The organism is Paenibacillus sonchi, from assembly GCF_016772475.1.
GTDB lineage: Bacteria > Bacillota > Bacilli > Paenibacillales > Paenibacillaceae > Paenibacillus_AQ > Paenibacillus_AQ sonchi.
In genome coordinates, this window is record NZ_CP068595.1 from 2,585,267 (window position 1) to 2,606,052 (window position 20,786).

Below are 20,786 nucleotides of genomic sequence, written 5' to 3' on the forward strand. Positions count from 1 at the left end.
TAAGGAGGAGCTGCTCATGAGTACACACGTGCGCTATTCCGTAATTATACCGATGTATAACGAAGAGGCTGTGATTCAGGAGACGTACCGGCGGATCAAAAAAGTGATGGGGGCGACGGGAGAGGCTTATGAGCTGCTCTTCGTCAATGACGGGAGTACGGACAACTGTGCGCAGATGATTGAGGAGTACACCTACTGGGATGAGAGTGTGAAGCTGATTGATCTGTCCCGCAACTTCGGCCATCAGATTGCCATAACCGCCGGTATGGATTATTCGCTGGGGGATGCGGTGGTCATCATCGATGCCGATCTGCAGGACCCGCCGGAACTGATTCTGGATATGATCCGGGAGTGGAAAAACGGCTATGAGGTGGTGTACGCCAAACGGATCAAGCGGAACGGCGAATCCCTCTTCAAAAAGTGGACAGCAAGCCTCTTCTACCGGGTGCTGCGTTATTCCACGGACATTTCGATTCCGGTAGATACCGGTGATTTCCGTCTCATTGACCGCAAGGTGTGTGAGGAACTGAAACGGCTCCCGGAGAAAAACCGTTTTGTGCGCGGGCTGGTCAGCTGGGTCGGCTTCCGCCAGAAGGCTATCGAATATGAACGTGATGAACGGCTCGCCGGGGAGACGAAATATCCCTTGAAGCGCATGATCAAGCTGTCGCTGGATGGAATCACTTCCTTTTCCTATAAGCCGCTGAAGCTGGCGGGCTATCTGGGAGGGCTCCTCTCGGGAGCCGGATTTTTGTACCTTATGTACGTGCTGTATCTGGCGCTGTTTACGGACGCAGCCGTTAAGGGCTGGGCCTCGATGATCGGCATTACTCTAACGTTCAACGGATTTGTGCTGGTTATGCTGGGCATCCTGGGCGAGTATGTCGGCCGGATCTATGATGAGACGAAAGGGCGTCCGCTCTACATTGTCCAGGAATTGTACAGCGGCAGGAAGCAGCAAAGTGCAGCCGAGCAGAGAGCCGCGCAGCTTAATAAATCATAAGGCAGAGGAGTAGGTCCATCGTGAAAATCAGAAAAGCCGTGATTCCCGCCGCAGGCCTCGGCACGCGTTTCCTGCCGGCCACCAAAGCCCAGCCGAAGGAAATGCTGCCGATAGTAGACAAGCCGGCGATACAATATATTGTGGAGGAAGCGGTGCGCTCCGGCATCGAGAGCATCATTATCGTGACCGGCCGCAACAAGAAGTCGATTGAGGATCATTTTGACAAGTCGGTAGAGCTGGAGCAGACCCTGCTGGAAAAAAAGAAACACGACTTGCTCCGTGAAGTGCAGGCCATCAGCGGACTGGCCAGCATCCATTATATCCGGCAAAAGGAGCCGCTTGGCCTGGGACATGCAATTTCCTGCGCGGAGCAGTTTACCGGCAGCGAGCCGTTCGCGGTACTGCTTGGTGATGACATCATGGTCTCCGAGCCGCCAGCGCTCCTGCAGATGATGAAGCTGTACGAGCAGTCCGAGCAGACGATAGTTGGTGTGCAGCCGGTACCAAGGTCCGAGGTGAGCAAGTATGGAATCATTGCCTCCGGCGGCGCGGTGAAGGGCGTACATGTGGTGAGCGGGCTGGTGGAAAAGCCTTCGCCGCAGGCTGCGCCTTCGACGAATGCCGTCATGGGACGCTATATCCTGAAGCCTTCTATCTTCTCTATGCTCAGCAAGCTGGAGCGCGGAGCCGGCGGAGAATATCAGCTGACGGATGCGCTGCATGAGGTATGCCGGAATGAGGGGCTGCTGGCCCTTGATCTGCAGGGCAAACGCTATGATATCGGCGATAAATTCGGCTATATTCAGGCTACGCTGGAGATGGGCCTGGAGCGTGAAGAGCTGCGCCCGCAGCTCGTGCCATATCTGAGGGGGCTGCTTGGCAGCTTGGAAGACGGAACAGAATCCTTGTGTGTACCGCAGACTCAATCTGGATTGAGCTTGTAAAACCGGTGAAAAGAACAGTCACCGTTAGTGGAAAAAGTACCACTAATCGAACTTATTCGGCTCAAGAAGCATCCTATGTTGGAAAAAGTACCACTAATCCGGGCGAAAGCGGCTGGATGGGATGAATATGGGCGAATTAGGTGTACAAAATCCCACTAAAACCTTCTGGAGCCAGAATTTTAGCTGATTAGGTTTACTTTTTCCACTTAGCTGCAGTTTTTTATGCGATTTATGGATTTATGGTCCAATCCTCTGATGAACAGTGATGCCCAAGAAGGCCAGCCGGAATCAATCCTCCGGCTGGCCTTGGCATGAATGAAGCATATCTTTTTGTGTACGGCAGCCTAAGCCTTCAACAGGTCATGATCCACGTATCTTGCACCGTTCAGTTCACTGATAATATTAATGGCAACCTTTGCGCCGTCTCCGGCAGTGATAATCGCATGTACGCTTACCCCAGCCACCGTTCCTGCTGCCCAGATGCCTGCGATGTTGGTTTTGCCTTCCGCATTTACGGCTACAACCGTCTTGATTCTTGGCTCTGTGCCGTCCTTCGTTTCCACACCGGCTTTGGCGGCCAGATCGGTCAGCACACCCGTTGCCAGAATCACATGCTTAGCTTCATAAGCAGCTCCGCTCTCGCTCTCGATCACGAAGCCTTCGCCCTTTGCAGTAAGATTCACTGCTTGGTCAGCCACTAGTTCCGCTCCGAACTTAACGGCCTGTTTATGGCCGGTTTCCACAAGCTCCGGTCCGCCGATTTCGGCAATCCCATAGTAGTTCTCGTACCAGCCTCTGCGCGTCATGCCTTTGTCGTTGTCGATCAGCAGTGTTTTTTTGCCCGCCTTGGCGGCGAACAGGGCTGCGCTTGCACCGGCAGGACCGGCTCCAATGATGGCGATTTCATACATACATTTAACCTCCTAAAAGTTTTGTGAGCTTAAGCATCACCCGAACCGCTTCGTACAAAACTTGCTTCGGAAGCATAGGCTTAAGTTTTGTGAGCTTAAGCATCACCCGAACCGCTACGTACAAAACTTGCTTCGGAAGCATAGGCTTAAGTTTTGTGAGCTAAAGCATCACCCGAACCGCTACGTACAAAACTTGCTTCGGAAGCATAGGCTTAAGTTTTGTGAGCTTAAGCATCATCCGAACCGCTACGTACACAAACCGCTCCGGATGCATACGCATAAGATGTGTGCGCTTGTACTTACTATTATAACGTTAATAATTCTTGTTCAGCTACTCAACTGAACGGGGAAGGGTAACCCTGAAGGTGGTGCCTTCGCCGGGACGGCTCTCGACACGGATACCGCCGTGATGGGCATCCACAATGGATTTGGTAATAGACAGCCCGAGCCCCGAGCCGCCGTATTTGCGTGTGCGCGAAGAATCGCTGCGGTAGAACCGTTCAAACACATGGGGAATGTGCTCAGCCGCGATCCCGGAGCCATTGTCCCGCACCGCCAGTTCAGCTTCCGTGCCCCGGGCAGTCAGGCTGATATGAATAGTTCCCTTGTCAGCATCGGTATGTTGTACCGCATTATGGAATAGATTAAGAATCACCTGCTTTAGCTTGTCGGGATCATACATCCCCCGGATGCCGGGCGGGATATCGAAGGTTACCCTGCGGTCTCCGGCAAGCATGAGCAGCTGCGGCTGCATTTCGGCGATGATCTCTCCCAGCATCATGCCTTTGATATTCAGCTGCGGCGCTCCATCCATGCGTGCCAGAAGGAGCAGATCCTCTACCAGCTTGTTGATCCGTTTGGATTCCCCGTGCATGCTGGTCAAGGCGCCCATTAGCTGCTCCCTGTTATCAGCGGCTCCGCGCAGCAGCACTTCCAGGAAGCCGTGAATCGAGGTCAGCGGAGTCCTGAGCTCATGGGAGGCATCCGCTGCAAAACGGCGCATTTGCTCCTTGGCTTCACGTTCATTATGAAAAGAAATCTCCAGCCGCTCCAGCATTCCATTAAAGGAGCGGGACAGCTTGTCGATCTCCGTCTGCCCCTGGTGTACGGGGAACCGCTCGCTGAGATTGCCTGCATCGATGATCTCCGCAGCTTCCCCCATGTTGGAGAGGGGAACCAGCGTTTTGCGCAGCGCAGGCAGATACAGCAGCAGTCCGGCCAGCAAGGCCACAACCGACAGCGCTGCAAAAATCAGCAGCTGCTGCATGATCACATCCTTCAGCGGTCCCGTGCTTACACTCATCTGCAGCAGCATTCTGGCCTCCTGCGGCTTGCCGAGATTCATGAATACGGCCAGATGCTCGCTGCCGTCCGGTGCCGCCATGAGCCGGTAGCCGCCATTCGCCTTGTCCGTGGTGTGCTGCAGCAGATCATTGTATTCGGCATCGGTTAATCTTGGAGCAGGAGAATCAGACAGCGTCTCTTCCTGGAAATCCTTAAACCCCCTGTCCGCGCTGTATACAGCTATAGTCGTATGGGCATCCAGCAAAAGGGGCCTTCTTCCGGTGTTCCGCAAATTGCCGGGGGGCGGATTTCCGGGGCTTCCCGTATCCGGGCTGCCGGCCTCCCCGCTGTTCATCCCGGATGCATCCATGCCGCCGGCCCCCAAGCCGGCGGGTTGCTAAAAATCTCGCGCGGGACGGAACGGATTTGGGCTTCCATGGACTCCGCCCGGTTGGAGTAAATGAAGTCGCGCATGAGTACATACTGGAGCACACCAATTAGCAGCAGCAGGCCGGAGAGAATCAGCAGGGAAATGACCAGCAGCTGCTTGCGCAGGGAACGCGGGGCCGGCAGACTGCCGAACAAGCCTGTGATGCGGGCAATCATACCAGATCCACCCGGTATCCGGCACCACGCAGCGTGCGTATGATCCGGTGGTCTTTATCGCCCAGCTTTTCGCGGAGGGAGCGGATATAGACCTCAACGATATTTTCCTCGCCGCCAAAGTCATAGCCCCAGACCTTGTCCAGAATCATCGGCTTGCTAAGCACCAGGCCATGATTGATGACCAGGTATTGCAGCAGTTCATATTCCGTAGGGGACAGCTCCAGCACTTCGTCTTTGTGGCGGATCTCCTTGCGCCGGCCGTCGATGCGGAACGGTCCGCACCGCACTTCGCCAAGCAGTCCGGGGAACTGGTTGCGCAGGCGCGCCTGAATCCGGGCCAGCAGCTCATCGAAGCTGAACGGCTTGACCATATAGTCGTCAGCCCCGATGGACAGACCTTTAACGCGGTCATCCACTTCATCCTTGGCTGTAAGCATGATGACGGAAAGTTCCGATTCTTCCGAACGGAGATAGCGGCAGAGCTCAAATCCGTCGATTCCCGGCATCATCACATCCAGAATGGCCACATGGGGCTTGAAATCGGCAGCAACGGCAATTGCGCTGGTCCCGTCCGGCGCCGTCCTTACTTCAAAACCCTCATTGATCAGACCCAGCTCCAGGAACTGGAGAATGTGGGGCTCGTCATCCACGAGCAGCAGTTTTACACCTTGGGCAGCCTTCATGCATTGTTTCCTCCAAACCACTAATAGTTAGCTACATTATGACATATCAGAATGAAGGTTTGCTGAAGATGGAACCATTAATTTGATGAAAGGATTTGAAATAGTCTTTCACAGTTACTCATAATGGTTAATCTAATTTATACGGGGATTTTAATGCTATTAAGTAAGAAATTTAGTTGGAATTTAAAAGTTTTCGGATGAGGCAATAAAGGGTTTTGACGGCGGCTATAGAACACTTTACAATAAGGATACTATCCGGTCTGAGGAGTCCTCTTCAGGACCGGAAATAAGTCCCATTCTATGAGTTTCCCCCGTTTTTGACCTTATCTATTCCTATCAAGCAAGCTTCTTCCGCTACACTTCTTTCTGGAATTTCTATTTCTGCACTGGGTTAAATCTGCGCTGCATTATTCATCATCCAACCTAATTGATCACATGCTTCAATACCCATAAGTCAAGGAGGCTCTTCCATGAAGAAAAAAGAAATGGTAGCCATGCTATTAGCGGGAGGCCAAGGGAAAAGGTTGAAGGGGCTGACCAAATCGCTTGCCAAGCCCGCTGTCTATTTTGGGGGAACCTACCGGATTATTGATTTCCCTCTGAGCAACTGCTCCAATTCGGGGATTGATACCGTAGGCGTACTGACGCAGTATGAGCCGCTTGTGCTGCATTCTTACATTGGGGTAGGCAGCGACTGGGATTTGAACCGCAAGGATGGCGGGGTATTCGTATTGCCGCCGCATGAACGGGAGAACGGGAGCAGCTGGTACCGGGGGACGGCGGATGCGATTTACCGCAACCTGAAATTTGTGGATCAATTTGATCCGGAGCATGTGCTGATTTTGTCCGGCGACCATATCTACAAGATGGATTATCACGCTATGCTGCAGTACCACAAGGCCAGAAATGCCGACTGCACCATATCGGTCATCGACGTTCCGCTGGAGGAGGCCAGCCGTTTTGGCATCCTTAATACGGAGGAGGATCTCAAGATCTACGAGTTCGATGAGAAGCCGGCCAAACCGAAGAGCACGCTGGCTTCCATGGGAGTCTACATCTTCAAATGGGAGGTGCTCCGCAAGCATCTGTTAGAGGATGGGGAAAACTCCGGCTCGTCCCATGATTTTGGCAAAGATATCATTCCGCTTATGCTGGCGGACGGCCAGTCCTTATATGCGTACCCTTTTGAAGGGTATTGGAGGGATGTAGGTACGGTTGCCAGCCTGTGGGAAGCGAACATGGATCTGCTGAGCGATACGCCGCCCCTCAATCTCAATGATCCGGACTGGCGCATCTTCACCCGCAACCCAAATCAGCCGGCACAATATGTGGCTCCGGGAGCGAAGGTATCGGGCTGCATTATTAATGAAGGCTGCATTGTCCACGGAGAAGTGAAGCATTCGGTGCTCTTTTACGGTGTGGAAGTGGGTGAAGGCAGTGTGATTACGGACTCTGTCATTATGCCGAAGGTCAAGATCGGCAAGAACGTCAAGATTCACAAAGCCATCATCAGCGAGAATACGGTCATCGAGGATTATATGGAGATCGGAATAGAACGGGAGAATGAGGATGAAATTCTGCTGATCGACAATCGAAGCAAAAAACGCCAATCTGTTGCAGCCAAAACCATATAACCAGCAGAAGACAGGGGGATTCCGATGAAAGAACTCATGGGTGTCATCAATCTTGACCATGAACTGGACCAATTAAACGAGCTGACCTATTTCCGCTGCGGTGCAGCTGTGCCTTTTGCCAGCCGGTACCGGCTGATCGACTTCGTTCTCTCCAACATGATGCGTGCCGAGCTGGAAAGCGTAGGGCTGTTTGTCCGCCGAAAATACCGCTCGCTCATGGACCATCTCGGCGACGGCAAGTCGTGGGACATGAACCGCAAGCATGGCGGGTTGTTCATTTTACCGCCCGACTGGAATGATCCGACGGATACTTCCCTGGGTGATTTGCAGCATTATCACAACAATCTCGATTTCTTCAAGCGGGCTTCAGCCAAATATATCGTATTCTCAGGCAGCCAGCACATCAATACTGTAGACCTCCAGGAAGTGTATCAATATCACTTGGAGAAGGGTGCTGACGTCACGCTGGTGTACAAGAAGATTGAACAGCTTCAGCCGGAGCATGACCCGTGCCTGCGGCTTGAGGTCGATGAAGACCGCCATGTGACGGAGATCCATCAGGAGAAGGATCATCCCAATGTGTATCTGGATATTTTTATTATGGAGAAAAAACTGTTCCTGGAGCAGGTCGAATACTGCATTGCCCATGGGGAAAGCTACTTTTTCCGCGATGCCATCCAGAAGAACCGCCACAAGTTCAAAATCGCCGCTTATGAATATACAGGCTATCATGCCGTGATCAATTCGCTGGAGAGCTATTACAAGAACAGTCTGAACCTGCTGCAGCAGGATAATTATTTCGGGCTCTTCAAAGAGAACCCGGTCCAGACGAAGATAAAATATGAAGCCCCTACCCGCTATCTGGACAGCGCCGAGGTCAGCAACTCGCTGGTGGCCAATGGCTGCATCATCGCCGGTACCGTGGAGAACAGCGTGATTTTCCGGGGAGTCCAGATCCGTAAGGGGGCGCGCATCGTCAATTCTGTAATTATGCAGAAATGCGTGATTGAAGAGAATGCCGTGATCGAGAATGTTATTATGGATAAAGATGTGCATCTGAGCAAGGAACGGATACTTGTCGGGGACAGCAAACGTCCATTCGTGATTGCCAAGAGCAGTAAGATCTAAGCACAAGCCTGTCTACTAAAAAAGCATTTGTCAGGAGGAAACCGCTGTTGTTCAACGATAAAGAGACTTTTAAAGAAGTGTTCCGCAAGACACTCATCGGAAAACTGGGCAAGCCGCTGGAGGAAGCATCGAACGCCGACATCTACAATATTCTCGGCAACATGATCCGCGAAGATGTGGGGAAGAACTGGGCGGAGACCAACCAGAAGTTCAAGGCCGATAAGGATAAGCAGGTATACTATTTTTCCATGGAGTTTCTAATCGGCAGACTTCTCGGCAATAACCTCCTGAATATGGGCGTGCTTGAGGTTGTGCGTGACGGACTGGCAGAGCTGGGGTTCTCCCTCCGGGACGTGGAAGAGGAGGAAGCAGACGCGGGGCTTGGCAACGGCGGTCTGGGCCGTCTGGCTGCCTGCTTCCTGGATTCACTGGCTTCCCTGCAATATGCAGGGCACGGTTGTGGCATACGTTATAAATACGGCCTCTTCGAGCAGAAAATCGTTGACGGGTATCAGGTGGAGCTGCCCGATTACTGGCTGCAGAATGATAACGTATGGGAAGTAAGACGGGAAGACAAACAGGTGGAGGTGCGGTTCTGGGGGCATGTCGAGACGGACGAAGTGAACGGCGAGCTGGTCTTCGAGCATAAAGACTATGAGGCCGTGCGCGCAGTCCCTTATGATGTCCCGATCATCGGAGCAGACCGCAGACATGTGAACACCCTGCGCAACTGGAGCGCAGAGTCCATCACCCAGCCTTCGCGGATGTTTGGCTCGCTGGCCGGAAGTGACTACCACAAATTTCTGGAATATAAGCGCTCGGTGGAATCGATCTCGGAGTTCCTCTATCCGGATGATTCGCAGTATGAAGGCAAGCTGCTCCGCCTGAAGCAGCAGTACTTCCTGTGCAGCGCCGGGGTGCAGAGCATTCTGCGGACCTTCAGCAAGACAGGGCTGGGCATTGAATCTCTGCCTGACAAAGTAGCTCTGCATATCAACGACACGCATCCCACACTGGTCATTCCGGAGCTGATGCGGATACTGATGGATGTGAACGGACTTGGCTGGGATCAGGCCTGGAGCATGACCACCCGGATGGTCTCCTACACCAACCACACCATTCTCAGCGAAGCGCTGGAGAAATGGCCGATCGGCATGGTGCGGGAGCTCCTGCCGCGCATCTTCCTCATTATCGAGGAGATCAATGCCCGCTTCTGCGGCGAGCTGATGAGCAAATATCCGGGGGATCAGAACCGGATTAATCAAATGGCGATCATTCATGATGACCAGGTGCGCATGGCCCATCTGGCCATTGTAGCCAGCCACAGCGTGAACGGTGTGGCTGCGCTGCATACGGAAATTCTGCAGAAGCGCGAAATGCGCCTCTTCAATGAGATGTACCCGCACCGCTTCAACAACAAAACGAACGGCATCACCCACCGGCGGTGGCTGCTTCATGCCAACCCTGAGCTGGCCGGACTGATCAATGAATCCATCGGCACACGCTGGGTTCATCATCCGCAGGAGATGATCGGCCTGATCAAATACAGCGAGGATGCTTCCTTCCAGCAGCAGGTGGCCGGCATTAAACGGCGTAATAAGCAGCGTCTGGCCGAGTACATCTTCAGCAAGCACGGGATTCAGGTAGATCCCGACTCGATCTTTGATGTGCAGGTAAAACGTCTGCATGCCTACAAGCGCCAGCTGCTGAATGTGCTCCATATTATGCACCTGTACAATCAGCTTAAGGATAACCCTTCCATGGATATGGTGCCGCGCACCTTTATCTTCGGAGCCAAGGCAGCGCCAAGCTATCACCTGGCGAAGCGGATCATCAAGCTGATCAACACTGTGGCCGATGTTGTCAACAAAGATCCGGAGATCAAGGGCAAAATCCGCATCTTTTTCCTCGAAAATTATTCGGTATCCCTGGCGGAGAAGATTATTCCGGCTGCCGACGTCAGCGAGCAGATCTCTACAGCCAGCAAGGAGGCCTCCGGCACCGGCAACATGAAATTCATGATGAACGGTGCGCTGACCATCGGAACGATGGATGGAGCCAATGTGGAGATGCATGAGATGGTCGGGGATAACAACATGTTCCTGTTTGGCTTGCGTGCCGAGCAGGTTATGGATTATTACCAGTACGGGGGCTATCATGCACGTGATATTTACAACGGGGACGGCCGTGTAAAGGAAGTACTGGACCAACTGGTTACGCCGGGTCCCATCTGCTGCAATACCCAGGAATTCGATACGCTGTACCAGTCGCTGATTGACAATAATGACGAGTTCTTCGTACTTAAGGATTTCGCTTCTTATGTCGAGACCCATGTCAATATTGACCTGGCCTACCGTAACCAGAAGGAATGGCTGAAGAAGTCCATCATTAATATCGGGCATTCCGGCAAGTTCTCCAGCGACAATACCATTGCCCGCTATGCATCCGAAATCTGGAACATTAGTCCGGTGCAGCTGTAGGCGGAACCTCCGGGGATCAGGGGGAAGGACTTGTCCCGCCACACGGCACCCAAAAAGGCCTTCACCAGCGCAGATGATTCTGAGCGGTGAAGGCCTTTTGCCTGTTCGGAAAAGGAGTCAGCGGATAACTTCGGCAACCATTCCGGCGAACCTTTCCAGGAAACGCCGTTCTTCATCATCGAAGCGGTGCTTGATCGGGCTGTCGATATCGAGTACACCCAGCAGGCGGTCGCCTTGGACCAGCGGGACGACGATTTCGCTATTGGAAGCCTCGTCACAGGCAATATGTCCAGGGAAGGCATGCACATCGCCGACGACCAGTGTGCGGCGCTCGCTTGCGGCTGTGCCGCAGACGCCTTTGCCCAGCGGGATCCGGATACATGCGGGCAGGCCCTGAAAGGGGCCGAGCACCAGTTCCTTGCCGTCGAATAAGTCGAAGCCGGCCCAATTGGTATCCGGCAGAGAGAATTTGAGGAGTGCGGAGGCGTTGGCCAGATTGGCAATGGCATTCGGCTCGCCTTCCATCAGTGCGCCGAGCTGGCTTAGAACGGATTCGTACCGCTCGCTGCGTGTGCCGTCATAGGGCATGGCTTGAAACATGAAGCATCACCTTCCTGTACGATAAGTCAGCATAAATCCATAACTGTAACTAACAACATAGTACAGCCCGGCGGGATACGTCAAGCATTCCGGGGATTTTAACAGAATGTATAAATTTTACACCGGCAGTTTGGGGACACTACCCTGCTTATCTGGCAGATTTGGATCATGTTTCCGAAATCTCTCCACAGGGTAATGCTGTTATAAATACCTAAGGCTTCAGGCCGGAAGGAGTGGAATATGCGCGCCGATGTACAAAACTTGTTCATAGGAATCCACATGCTGTACCATGCACATGAGAAGGACCTGACACTGACAGAGATGCTGCCGGAGCTGGAGAATCTGGGATACCGGGTGGCGGAACGCGAAGTGAAGCAGGAGCTGGAACGGCTCTCTCAGGAGAATTTCCTGACTGCCCATGGAGAGGCATACAGCCTTACCGGCACGGGAATTGAGGAGTTCAAGGCTATCCAGGACAAGCTTAAGGTGCTGTGCACCGAGGTGTTGAAACCAGTCAAGGCAGCGGGAGCTTCGGGATAACGCCGGGGCTGCGTCAGAATAAGACAGCGTCTGTACCGGGTGGCGATCATGGCCTCTTGGCAGGCGCTATTTTTATGCAGACAGAAAGCGGGCACACTTCACCTCAGAGAAAGGCTTTCATTTGATGTATACTAAGAAGGTTGAAGGAGGACGATCGCTGTGTATGTATCTGGTGGAGTAATTCCGGACCTGCCGGGAAAAAAAGTAAAACTGCGTGCGCTGGAAGCGGGTCATGCGGCTGCGCTGTACTCCGTCTGGTCCCATCCGCAGGTTAACCGCTGGCTGGCTGCGCCGCTGCTGTCTTCACCGCAGGAAGCTGAACAGCTGATCGCCGTTCTCCTGCAAATGTCCTGTGAGGAAGAAAGCCTGCGCTGGAGCATCATCGGGCCTGAGGGGGACGTGATCGGCAGCTGCGGCTATAACAGCTGGCAGCTTCAGGGTGCTTACCGGGGAGAAATCGGCTGCGAGCTGCTGCCCGATTACTGGGGATTGGGCTATATGCGGGAGGCGCTGGAACTGCTGCTGGACTATGGCTTCGCTGTGATGGGCCTCAACCGGATCGAAGCATTCTGCCATCCGGACAACATCCGGGCACAGCGGCTGTTTCAGTCGCTCGGGTTTCAGCGGGAGGGGCTGCTGCGTGAATACCGGCATACGGATGCCGGATTCCAGGATGTTGTCCTGTATGCATTACTGCGCGGCTCCAGATGATGAAGTTTTTGTTCTGATACATAGAGAGAGAGGATTTGGAGTCATTGATATCACCAGGAACAAAAGAACGTAAGCTTATCTTGACCGGCGTGCTGCTGGCCACCTTTTTGGCAGCGATTGAAGGGACGGTTACCGGGCCTGCCGGACCGGCTATTGTGGGAGATTTTCAGGGGATGCAGTGGCTGAGCTGGATCTTTACCGCCTATTTGCTGGCCATGGCAGTGACAACGCCCATTTTCGGCAAGCTTAGTGACTTGATGGGCCGGAAGCCGGTGTTCATCGGCGGTGTTGCTGTTTTTCTATTAGGCTCGCTGCTGTGCGGTGTGGCTCAGAGTATGGAGCAGCTGATTGTGTTTCGCGGTCTGCAGGGGATCGGAGCAGGTGCGCTGATTCCGATGACTTTTACCATTATAGGGGATATTTACAGCATTCAGGAACGGGCCAAAACCCAAGGGCTGCTGAGCTCCGTCTGGGGGATTTCATCGCTGGTAGGCCCGCTGCTTGGCGGTTATGTTGTGGATTATTTGAGCTGGCGCTGGGTATTCGTGTTCAACCTGCCCTTTGGCCTGCTGTCCATTGTCTTCATCTCCCGTTTTCTGAAGGAAGAAAAAGTACGGCGCAAGGCGAAGCTTGATCTGCCGGGTGTGCTGTTGTTCGCAGCGGGGATGGGGGCCCTTCTCTTCGGACTGACGACCGGGGGCCAGAACCTGCCGTGGACTTCTCCGCTGCTGCTGTTTCTGTTAGCTGCTTCCGTTGCGGTATTGGTCATTTTCTGGCGGGTGGAGCGCCGTGCCTCTGAGCCGATGCTGCCGCTCGGGCTGTTCTCCATCCGTAATATTACTGTTTCTACCGGGGCCAATCTGCTTGTCAGCACGCTGATTATCGGATTGACCACCTATGTGCCGCTGTGGGTGCAGGGAGTATCCGGCGGGAGTGCAGCCCTGTCAGGCCTGCTGCTGGCTCCGATGTCGGTAGGTTGGGTGCTTGGCTCGTTCGCTGGCGGGAGAATGATTCTGCGCTCCGGTTCCCGCCAGACGGGCGTGCTGGGTCTTTCATTAATTGTGCTGGGGGCCGGCGGCCTGGTATTTATGACTGCGGAATCCCCGCAGCTGCTGCTCCTCGGCCTGATGCTGGCCTGTGGAGTGGGTTTCGGTTATGCCTCCATCGTGTTCACTATTATTGCCCAGTCCTCCGTTGAACATAGCCAGCGGGGGGCCTCTACAGCGCTGAATACCTTTACCCGTTCACTTGGACAGACGGTGGGGGTTGCGATTTTTGGCTCCTGGCTGAATTTGAATGTGAAGTGGCAGCTGGATGGGGCGCCGGGCTCTGCTGAAGCTGGCACCGATATCAATCAGCTCCTTCATCCACAGGGGGAGAGTGCGCTTTCAAGTGAAGCCTGGGGCAGCCTGAAAAGCGCGCTGGAAGGCGGTCTGCATTCGCTGTTCATCGTGATGGCAGTGTTCGCTGTCTTGTCGCTGCTGATTACTATGGGCCTGCGTAAAGGCTTGCCTTCATTGAAGGAAGAGCCCGCCGCTCAGAAGGAAGCCTAAGTTATGCCGCCGGACAAGCTGTAAGAAGCACACAAAACCGGCTGTGTACTCCCTTGAACAGGAGGGCACAGCCGGTTTCTGTCTGTAGAAGCAAGGAATGTCCGGGAACGTGAAACGATTCACAACCTTTGCGGCCTTAATTCTACTTGCGGGGCAGCGGCGAAAGTTTCTCTGCCTGCAGGCCCATCTTCTTAAGCAGGGTAATCATCTGTTCCTTCTCTTCGTCGCTAAGTCCGCTAAATGCCAGATGCAGCCGTTCGGAATATTTCGGATACATTTCGTTCATGAGGCGTTCGCCCTCTGAGGTCAGCTCGGCAAAGATCACCCGCCGGTCGCTTGGGCAGGGCTTGCGCTGCAGATAGCCGCGTTCTTCCAGCTTGTCGATCACGTACGTAACGTTGCCGCTCTGGAGCAGCAGCTTGGCACCGATCTGCTGGATAGGCTGCGGACCCTTGTAGTAGAGGACTTCCATGACAGCGAAGGCTGTAGGATTGAAGCCTTCAATCTTGCTGCCGGTTACGGCATGCTCATTAATACTCTTGAAGGACTTGGCAAAAACCCGGTACAAATGCAGTGTCAGTTGAGTGTCGCGTTCATAGGATTGTATCATGCTTCTCCACCTCTATTGTTAATCGTGCGGGCTGGCCCGCACGGTTTGGAATCCTGGCTTTGGTTGATCTAGCTTTACAATACGTCAAAGAATGGATAATGAACATGTGATTTGTCACAATGAGCACACTTTTAATTATTAAAAATCAAACAATTTTTTGACTGTGCATAAAAGTGGTGAACATTCTGGCTGCACTTTCATCCGTCTCAGGAAGGAGAGGGGGTTAAGCCTCTGGCACAGCGGGCAATTACAGCCGGGGTTCGATGAATCCTCCTTTGCAATTCCTTATTATGGTTACAGTAGATAACCAATCGTACGGGGAGTGGACAAAGGATGAAAGAAAGTCAGGAAAATGTCACAAAGGCAGTGAAGCTGACAGCGAATAAACCGTTTGTATTGCTGATTACCGCGCAGCTTGTGTCCAACATCGGGGATTGGCTTCATATTCTGGCCTTGCTTACCATGGTCGGGCTGAAATGGCAGGCTTCGCCCTGGGAGATTACAGCTGTCTCCTTATGCATGGCAGTGCCGATGCTGCTTGGCGGTCCGTTCGCGGGATATCTGAGTGACAAGGTGGACCGTAAAGCGATTATGATCGGTTCCGATCTGGTACGTGCCGGGATTGTGGCTTGTCTTGTATTTGCCGGTTCGCTCTGGCAAGTCTATGTATTGCTCCTGGCGAAGGGAGTTATGGATGTGCTGTTCTCTCCGGCCAAAAGCGGCAAGCTCAAGGAGCTGGTGCCGCCCGGACAAATGGATCAGGCTGTAGCGCTCAGCTCTTCTATCGAGCAGATCACCAAAATTATCGGCCCAGCCCTTGGTGGGCTGCTCGTTGCGGCTGTCGGCATTTCGGCCTGCTACTTCATTGACTCGGTGAGCTACATTGCTTCAGCGGTTATCCTGCTGGGACTCCCGCGCGTGGGAATGTTCAAGACCGGCCGGCCCAATGAGGACGGAGACACTGCCCGCTCATCCTTCCGCAAAGAAGCTGGTGCGGGATTGCGGCTGATCGGCAGCATGCCCGTAGTGCTCAGTGGAGTCGTGATGATTGTCGCCGCCCTGCTGGTGCTTCAAATTGCTGATTCCCAGACGGTTACTCTGTTCCGGGAAATTCCGGGAGTGAACGCCGATTTGCTGGGCTGGTGCGTAGCCGCCAGCGGTTTTGGCACCCTGCTCTCTGCTTTGGCAGTGGGACGGTTGGGAAGCGGCAAACATCCGCTGGTGTTTATGGGAACGGGAACTTTTCTTATGGGCTCTGTGTTTGCGGGTGCAGCCCTCGTGACGGTCACCGGACAGGCAGGCTTCTGGATGGATATGATGCTGTTCGGCTCGTTTGTTCTCGCCGGAGTGGGTGCAGGCTTTGTGATTATACCGTTCAACTCGATGCTGCAGCGCCGGACGCCCGAGGCCTATACCGGCCGGGTATTCGGAATCGTCGGCAGCCTGACGAGTGCGGCGGTTATTCTTGGTCCGGTAGCCGGCGGTGCGCTGGTCACAGCTTCCGGCCCGGCCACAGCATTCTTAGTCTCGGGTGTGCTGTCTGCGCTGCTCGGAGCGGCGGTCCTCTTCCTGCGGACAGGAATCGAAAACCGGGACCAAGCGGCGCAAGAGCTTCAACAGTCCGCGGCTTAACTCTGCTGTCGTCTGAACCAGGCTGGTACACGCTGGCTGAGGGTGATATGATCGGATTACCGGAGTGATCCGGCACTACCAAAGCTATTATTGTTTAGGAGATGGAGAGCTGTATGGAAGAAACAGAAGCGCCGCAGGGGCCGGAGCTTGAAGCGGCCGGAGACAGTGAACAGGAGAGTGCGGAGCGGGATACTGTACTGGATGTCTATATTGAAGAGGCCGGTTATGAAGCCGGCGACAGGAGAATAAGCAATATCTCCTTCCAGGTGCAGCAAGGCCAGCTGCTGGGTTTAATCGGCCCGAACGGTGCCGGGAAGAGCACCACCATCAAGACGCTGCTTGGGCTGCTGAAGCATGCCAAAGCCCAGGTGAAGCTCGGCGGGGCGAGCAAGTCCTATGCCTACGTGCCGGAGCAGCCGGTATTCTATGAGGATCTGACACTGTGGGAGCATCTGGATCTGGCTGCTGCCGCTTATGGTTTGTCTTATGAGACCTTTGGGGCTACTGCCGAGAAGCTTTTGTCGCAGTTTGGCATGGAACAAGTGCGCAATGATCTTCCGGCAGGCTTCTCCAAGGGTATGAAGCAAAAAATGATGCTGATGCTGGGTTTCCTGGTCCAGCCTGATATTTATATTGTGGACGAGCCGTTCATCGGGCTGGACCCGCGTGCCACCAAGGATTTCCTGCGGCTGCTGGAAGCGGAGCGCAGACGCGGAGCCGGAGTGCTGATGTCCACGCACGTGCTGGACACCGCCGAGAAGATCTGCGACAGCTTTGTGCTGATCTCCGGGGGAGAATGACAGCTACGGGTACACTGGAAGACATCCGCGCCCAGGCGGGATTGCCGGAGGCGTCGTTGTTTGATTGCTTCGATGAATTGACATGAGCAGAGGGGCATTTGCTTTTCCTACTGCCCCGAAGCTGTTCAAGCGGCGGCTATTCTCACACTTCCGCGAGCAATCGGCAATCATCCGCACGGCTGCGGACTGGACGGTGCTGCTGTATATTATTATTCCCGGGGGTCTGCTGGGCGGGCGGTTTTACTATGGCTTCTGGAACCATGAGTTACCTGCCTGGACCGCAGATTTGCCGTTTGCATTGATCCTCGCCCTGCTGTCTATTCTCATAGCCAACGGAGGGCTGGTTCTTCTGCTCCAGGAAGGGGATCTGCTGTTCCTCAGGCAGCGGGAGAACTGGATCAGAACAATTGTGCTGCGGGGAACGATCTACAGTCTGGCAGTTACATCTCTTAAGATGGCGGCTGTGTATGCCATCCTGCTGCCCTTCATCGTGCGGGGCTACGGCGTCAGTCCGGCTGCGGCCTGGGCGCTGCTTGTTATGACGCTCGCCTGCAGCTGGTGCGTTAAGCTGCTGGGGCATATTGTGAAAGTCCAGCGCCAGGGCTTCCGCCGCTGGCTGTGGCTGATTCCTGCGGTAACCGTGCCCTGCGGCATCTATATCCGGGCCGGCTTGTTTTGGAAGGACAGCCCATCCCTGCTGCTGCTTGTAGCAGCAGTGTTAGCGGTGGTGACGGTCTGGGCCATCCGCTACCGCTTGCGGCTGAGCGGGACCTTCATGAATGATGTGCGCGAAGACTACAAGCAGCGGATGAGAATCGCTGCCCTGCTGCTGCGCGGGGTGCTCGATAAACCGCGGCCTACACGCTATAAACCGTGGATTTTCCGTAAATCGCAGCCGCTGCTGAAGTCCAAGACGCCGGAGAGCCGGTTCACAGCGGCGGCCATCAAGGCGCTGGTGCGGAACCCGGCCCATTTGAAGCTGTATCTGTCGTTTACCGGTGTGGGGCTGATCGCGGTGTTTATTGTTCCTTCCCTATTGAAGTGGCTGATCTTCGCACTGTTAGTCGCGTTAATGGCCTACTGGCTGTCCTCCTTCTGGCTGCTGTTCTCCGGGGATGACTATATCGGGATTTTACCGTTCACCAAAGAACAGAAGGCAGTGGCTGGCTCAAAAACGCTGCCGCTCCTGCTGCTGCCGTTCTCCCTGCTGTGCTCGGCGGTAATCTGTACGCAGCTCTATGGCTGGCTGGGGCTGGTGCTGTTTATTCCTGTTGGCGGCATAGCCGGATACCTGATCGCCAATATGTTCAGCGCGTTCCGTTTTGCCAGATAACAGCCCCGGCCGGAAGTCCGAAGGTTCTCCAAAGTCACGATCGGTCCAGACATAGGGAAATTTCAAACCCGGTTTTTGGTAATGAATTTTCCTGTTCTAATAAGCACACCCCCGAGAGGGGGAGCGTATAATACCCGAACAAGCCAGCCTCCTGAATATATAGGAGGCTGGCTTGTTGTTTAGAGCGGCCGGCGGGTTTGCGCCGAAAAACGGCAGAAATGCCGTTGTTAGAGCGCCGCCGGCAGGTTTGAGCCGAACCAACGGCAGAAATGCCGTTGGTAGAGCGCCGCCGGCGGGTTTGTGCCGAAATAACGGCAGAAATGCCGTTGTTGGAGCGCCGCCAGCGGGTTTGAGCCGAAACAACGGCAGAAATGCCGTTGTTAGAGCGCCGCTGGCAGGTTTGAGCCGAACCAACGGCAGAAATGCCGTTGGTAGAGCGCCGCCGGCGGGTTTGCGCCGAAAAACGGCAGAAATGCCGTTGTTAGAGCGCCGCCGGCAGGTTTGAGCCGAACCAACGGCAGAAATGCCGTTGGTAGAGCGCCGCCGGCGGGTTTGAGCCGAAACAACGGCAGAAATGCCGTTGTTAGAGCGTCGCCGGCGGGTTTGAGCCGAAACAACGGCAGAAATGCCGTTGTTAGAGCGCCACCGGCGGGTTTGTGCCGAAATAACGGCAGAAATGCCGTTGTTAGAGCGCCGCTGGCAGGTTTGAGCCGAACCAACGGCAGAAATGCCGTTGGTAGAGCGCCGCCAGCGGGTTTGAGCCGAAACAACGGCAGAAATGCCGTTGTTAGAGCGCCGCTGGCAGGTTTGAGCCGAACCAACGGCAGAAATGCCGTTGGTAGAGCGCCGCCGGCGGGTTTGTGCCGAAACAACGGCAGAAATGCCGTTGTTAGAGCGTCGCCGGCGGGTTTGAGCCGAAACAACGGCAGAAATGCCGTTGTTAGAGCGCCGCTGGCAGGTTTGAGCCGAAACAACGGCAGAAATGCCGTTGTTGGAGCGCCGCCGGCGGGTTTGCGCCGCACACGGACCGCTTTGCTCTTTCAAGTTCAGCTTATTTCCGGTACTGCTCTGCCGCATGCTTGCCTGCTGTATATCCTGTGGAGAAGGCTGCGGTAATATTGTATCCGCCGGTATAGCCGTGAATATCCAGTATTTCACCGCAGAAGAACAGGCCGGGCATCAGCTTGGATTCCATGGTCCGCGGATTAATTTCCTTCAGGTTGACGCCGCCGCCGGTGACGAAGGCTTCCTCCAGGGAGCGGGTGCCATGCACCTGAACCGGCATCCGCTTCAGAAGTGCTGCAAGCGCCTGCAGCCCGCTTTTGGGCAGATGATGCCCGGTGGTGTCGCCATCCAGTTCCGCTTTGGCGAGCAGGAGAGGAATCATCCGCTCCGGCAGCAAGCCCTTCAGTGAGTTGCGGAGCGCCTTCTTCGGCTCCAGCTTCAGCTTATTCTGCAGCTGTTCTTCCATCTCCTGCGGGTTCAGATCGGGGAAAAGATCAATGGACAGCTCTACGGTATCGGTTCCGGATTTGCGCTGGACCTGGCGCAGGAATTGGCTGCAGCGCAGCGCAATCGGCCCGGAGAGTCCAAAGTGGGTAAAGATCATATCGCCCCGGTGGGCAATGACCCGCTTGCCTTTAGGATTCCAGACCGTGAGCGTCACATCCCGCAGGGACAGGCCCTGCAGCTCCCCTGACTTGATCCACCCCTCCCGCGACAGGATGGGTACTTCCGTGGGGAACAGCTCCGTAATGGTGTGTCCGGCGGCTTCAGCCCATGGATAGCCATCCCCGGTAGAGCCGGTCTGAGGAACTGATTTGCCGCCGGTGGCAATGACTACGGCACTGGCGCTGAGTGTTCTACCCGTGGTCAACCGGACGCCTCTCACACTGCCATTTCCATAGAGAACCTCCGCCACCGGGCTGTCCGTGATCATCTGCACGCCCAGACTGCGCACCTTGCCGATAAGCGCGGAGACGACGCTTGAGGCCTTGTCAGACACGGGAAACATCCGCCCGTTATCTTCTTCCTTCAGGGCGATGCCGAGATTCTCAAAAAACCGGATAATATCCAAATTGTTGAAATGATCAAATGCGCTGTACAAAAAGCGCCCGTTGCCGGGAATATGGGATATCAGTTCAGCGGTTTCCTTGGCATTGGTCACATTGCAGCGGCCGCCGCCGGAAATCCCCAGCTTCCGGCCAAGCCTGGAACCTTTGTCCACCAGCAGAACTGAAGCTCCATGCTCCGCTGCTGCTACGCTGGCCATAAGCCCGGAAGGTCCGCCTCCGATAATAATTACATCATAGTTGCCGCTCATAAATCTGCTCC

Annotated in this window: 19 protein-coding genes and 1 pseudogene; 13 read left to right on the forward strand and 7 right to left on the reverse strand. The window is 54.6% G+C overall.

The genetic code is table 11. The features are described from left to right. Positions 1 to 16 precede the first annotated feature (16 nt). Both JI735_RS11895 and galU read left to right on the forward strand, forming a co-directional pair. Positions 17 to 1,003, forward strand: coding sequence for a glycosyltransferase family 2 protein (locus JI735_RS11895; protein WP_039833414.1), 987 nt, complete (start codon positions 17 to 19; stop codon positions 1,001 to 1,003). Positions 1,004 to 1,023: 20 nt separating this feature from the next. Continuing rightward, positions 1,024 to 1,947 carry a UTP--glucose-1-phosphate uridylyltransferase GalU gene (galU, locus tag JI735_RS11900; RefSeq protein WP_039833415.1) on the forward strand — a complete coding sequence of 308 codons (924 nt, stop codon included), beginning with the start codon at positions 1,024 to 1,026 and terminating at the stop codon, positions 1,945 to 1,947. Between the two features lie 344 nt (positions 1,948 to 2,291). Here the strand turns inward: galU and JI735_RS11905 are convergent, their stop codons facing one another. The 4 genes from JI735_RS11905 to JI735_RS11915 all read right to left on the reverse strand — a co-directional run bounded on the left by JI735_RS11905 (position 2,292) and on the right by JI735_RS11915 (position 5,431). After that, positions 2,292 to 2,858: an FAD-dependent oxidoreductase gene (locus tag JI735_RS11905; RefSeq protein WP_039833416.1), complete on the reverse strand. Its 567-nt coding sequence runs from the start codon at positions 2,856 to 2,858 to the stop codon at positions 2,292 to 2,294. A 331-nt stretch (positions 2,859 to 3,189) separates the two neighbouring features. Then, positions 3,190 to 4,512, reverse strand: coding sequence for a sensor histidine kinase (locus JI735_RS11910; RefSeq protein ID WP_411830100.1), 1,323 nt, complete (start codon positions 4,510 to 4,512; stop codon positions 3,190 to 3,192). Next, positions 4,494 to 4,748, reverse strand: a complete 255-nt coding sequence (locus JI735_RS37775) for a hypothetical protein (RefSeq protein ID WP_411830101.1) — start codon at positions 4,746 to 4,748, stop codon at positions 4,494 to 4,496. Before JI735_RS37775 ends, JI735_RS11910 begins: the two co-directional genes overlap by 19 nt. Next, positions 4,745 to 5,431, reverse strand: coding sequence for a response regulator transcription factor (locus JI735_RS11915; protein ID WP_039833421.1), 687 nt, complete (start codon positions 5,429 to 5,431; stop codon positions 4,745 to 4,747). Before JI735_RS11915 ends, JI735_RS37775 begins: the two co-directional genes overlap by 4 nt. Before the next feature lie 470 nt (positions 5,432 to 5,901). On the opposite strand from JI735_RS11915, the gene JI735_RS11920 reads away from it, so the two are divergent. Genes JI735_RS11920 through JI735_RS11930 form a run of 3 tightly spaced genes read left to right on the forward strand, consistent with a single transcriptional unit; the run spans position 5,902 to position 10,673 of the window. After that, entirely contained in the window at positions 5,902 to 7,065 is a 1,164-nt protein-coding gene (locus tag JI735_RS11920) for a glucose-1-phosphate adenylyltransferase (RefSeq protein ID WP_020428248.1), read from the forward strand. Positions 7,066 to 7,089: 24 nt separating this feature from the next. Next, the gene (glgD, locus tag JI735_RS11925; RefSeq protein WP_039833422.1) at positions 7,090 to 8,193 is read left to right on the forward strand and encodes a glucose-1-phosphate adenylyltransferase subunit GlgD; all 1,104 of its coding nucleotides are present in this window, start codon (positions 7,090 to 7,092) and stop codon (positions 8,191 to 8,193) included. A 47-nt stretch (positions 8,194 to 8,240) separates the two neighbouring features. After that, positions 8,241 to 10,673 (forward strand): glycogen/starch/alpha-glucan phosphorylase, encoded by a 2,433-nt coding sequence (locus JI735_RS11930; protein ID WP_039833423.1) that lies wholly within the window; start codon positions 8,241 to 8,243, stop codon positions 10,671 to 10,673. A 117-nt stretch (positions 10,674 to 10,790) separates the two neighbouring features. Here JI735_RS11930 and JI735_RS11935 read toward each other — a convergent pair whose 3' ends face one another. Next, positions 10,791 to 11,273 carry a GAF domain-containing protein gene (locus tag JI735_RS11935; RefSeq protein ID WP_202677413.1) on the reverse strand — a complete coding sequence of 161 codons (483 nt, stop codon included), beginning with the start codon at positions 11,271 to 11,273 and terminating at the stop codon, positions 10,791 to 10,793. 240 nt (positions 11,274 to 11,513) lie between these two features. Here JI735_RS11935 and JI735_RS11940 point away from each other — a divergent pair, with 240 nt between their 5' ends. From JI735_RS11940 to JI735_RS11950, 3 genes are all read left to right on the forward strand, one after another. Then, the gene (locus JI735_RS11940; protein WP_020428244.1) at positions 11,514 to 11,813 is read left to right on the forward strand and encodes a hypothetical protein; all 300 of its coding nucleotides are present in this window, start codon (positions 11,514 to 11,516) and stop codon (positions 11,811 to 11,813) included. 159 nt (positions 11,814 to 11,972) lie between these two features. Next, positions 11,973 to 12,524: a GNAT family N-acetyltransferase gene (locus JI735_RS11945; protein WP_039833424.1), complete on the forward strand. Its 552-nt coding sequence runs from the start codon at positions 11,973 to 11,975 to the stop codon at positions 12,522 to 12,524. A 44-nt stretch (positions 12,525 to 12,568) separates the two neighbouring features. Continuing rightward, on the forward strand, positions 12,569 to 14,077 hold the full coding sequence (locus JI735_RS11950; protein ID WP_408637969.1) for an MDR family MFS transporter: 1,509 nt from the start codon (positions 12,569 to 12,571) through the stop codon (positions 14,075 to 14,077). A gap of 142 nt (positions 14,078 to 14,219) precedes the next feature. Here the strand turns inward: JI735_RS11950 and JI735_RS11955 are convergent, their stop codons facing one another. Further along, complete coding sequence (locus JI735_RS11955; RefSeq protein ID WP_020428240.1) at positions 14,220 to 14,687, reverse strand: MarR family winged helix-turn-helix transcriptional regulator; 468 nt, start codon at positions 14,685 to 14,687, stop codon at positions 14,220 to 14,222. A 333-nt stretch (positions 14,688 to 15,020) separates the two neighbouring features. Here JI735_RS11955 and JI735_RS11960 point away from each other — a divergent pair, with 333 nt between their 5' ends. From JI735_RS11960 to JI735_RS11980, 5 genes and pseudogenes are all read left to right on the forward strand, one after another. Beyond that, complete coding sequence (locus tag JI735_RS11960) at positions 15,021 to 16,319, forward strand: MFS transporter (protein ID WP_051051541.1); 1,299 nt, start codon at positions 15,021 to 15,023, stop codon at positions 16,317 to 16,319. Positions 16,320 to 16,432: 113 nt separating this feature from the next. Beyond that, positions 16,433 to 17,205: pseudogene (locus JI735_RS11965) on the forward strand (ABC transporter ATP-binding protein). Further along, positions 17,202 to 18,452: an ABC transporter permease gene (locus tag JI735_RS11970; protein ID WP_202677415.1), complete on the forward strand. Its 1,251-nt coding sequence runs from the start codon at positions 17,202 to 17,204 to the stop codon at positions 18,450 to 18,452. The pseudogene JI735_RS11965 and the gene JI735_RS11970 overlap by 4 nt, the downstream one beginning before the upstream one ends. 175 nt (positions 18,453 to 18,627) lie before the next feature. Then, positions 18,628 to 18,957 carry a hypothetical protein gene (locus JI735_RS11975; protein WP_202677416.1) on the forward strand — a complete coding sequence of 110 codons (330 nt, stop codon included), beginning with the start codon at positions 18,628 to 18,630 and terminating at the stop codon, positions 18,955 to 18,957. Further along, positions 18,954 to 19,568 carry a hypothetical protein gene (locus JI735_RS11980; RefSeq protein ID WP_202677417.1) on the forward strand — a complete coding sequence of 205 codons (615 nt, stop codon included), beginning with the start codon at positions 18,954 to 18,956 and terminating at the stop codon, positions 19,566 to 19,568. Before JI735_RS11975 ends, JI735_RS11980 begins: the two co-directional genes overlap by 4 nt. On the opposite strand, the gene JI735_RS11985 is transcribed toward JI735_RS11980, so the two are convergent. Further along, a complete protein-coding gene (locus JI735_RS11985) occupies positions 19,504 to 20,775 on the reverse strand; it encodes a BaiN/RdsA family NAD(P)/FAD-dependent oxidoreductase (protein WP_039833430.1) in 1,272 nt (423 codons plus the stop codon). The genes JI735_RS11980 and JI735_RS11985 overlap by 65 nt on opposite strands. Positions 20,776 to 20,786 lie beyond the last annotated feature (11 nt).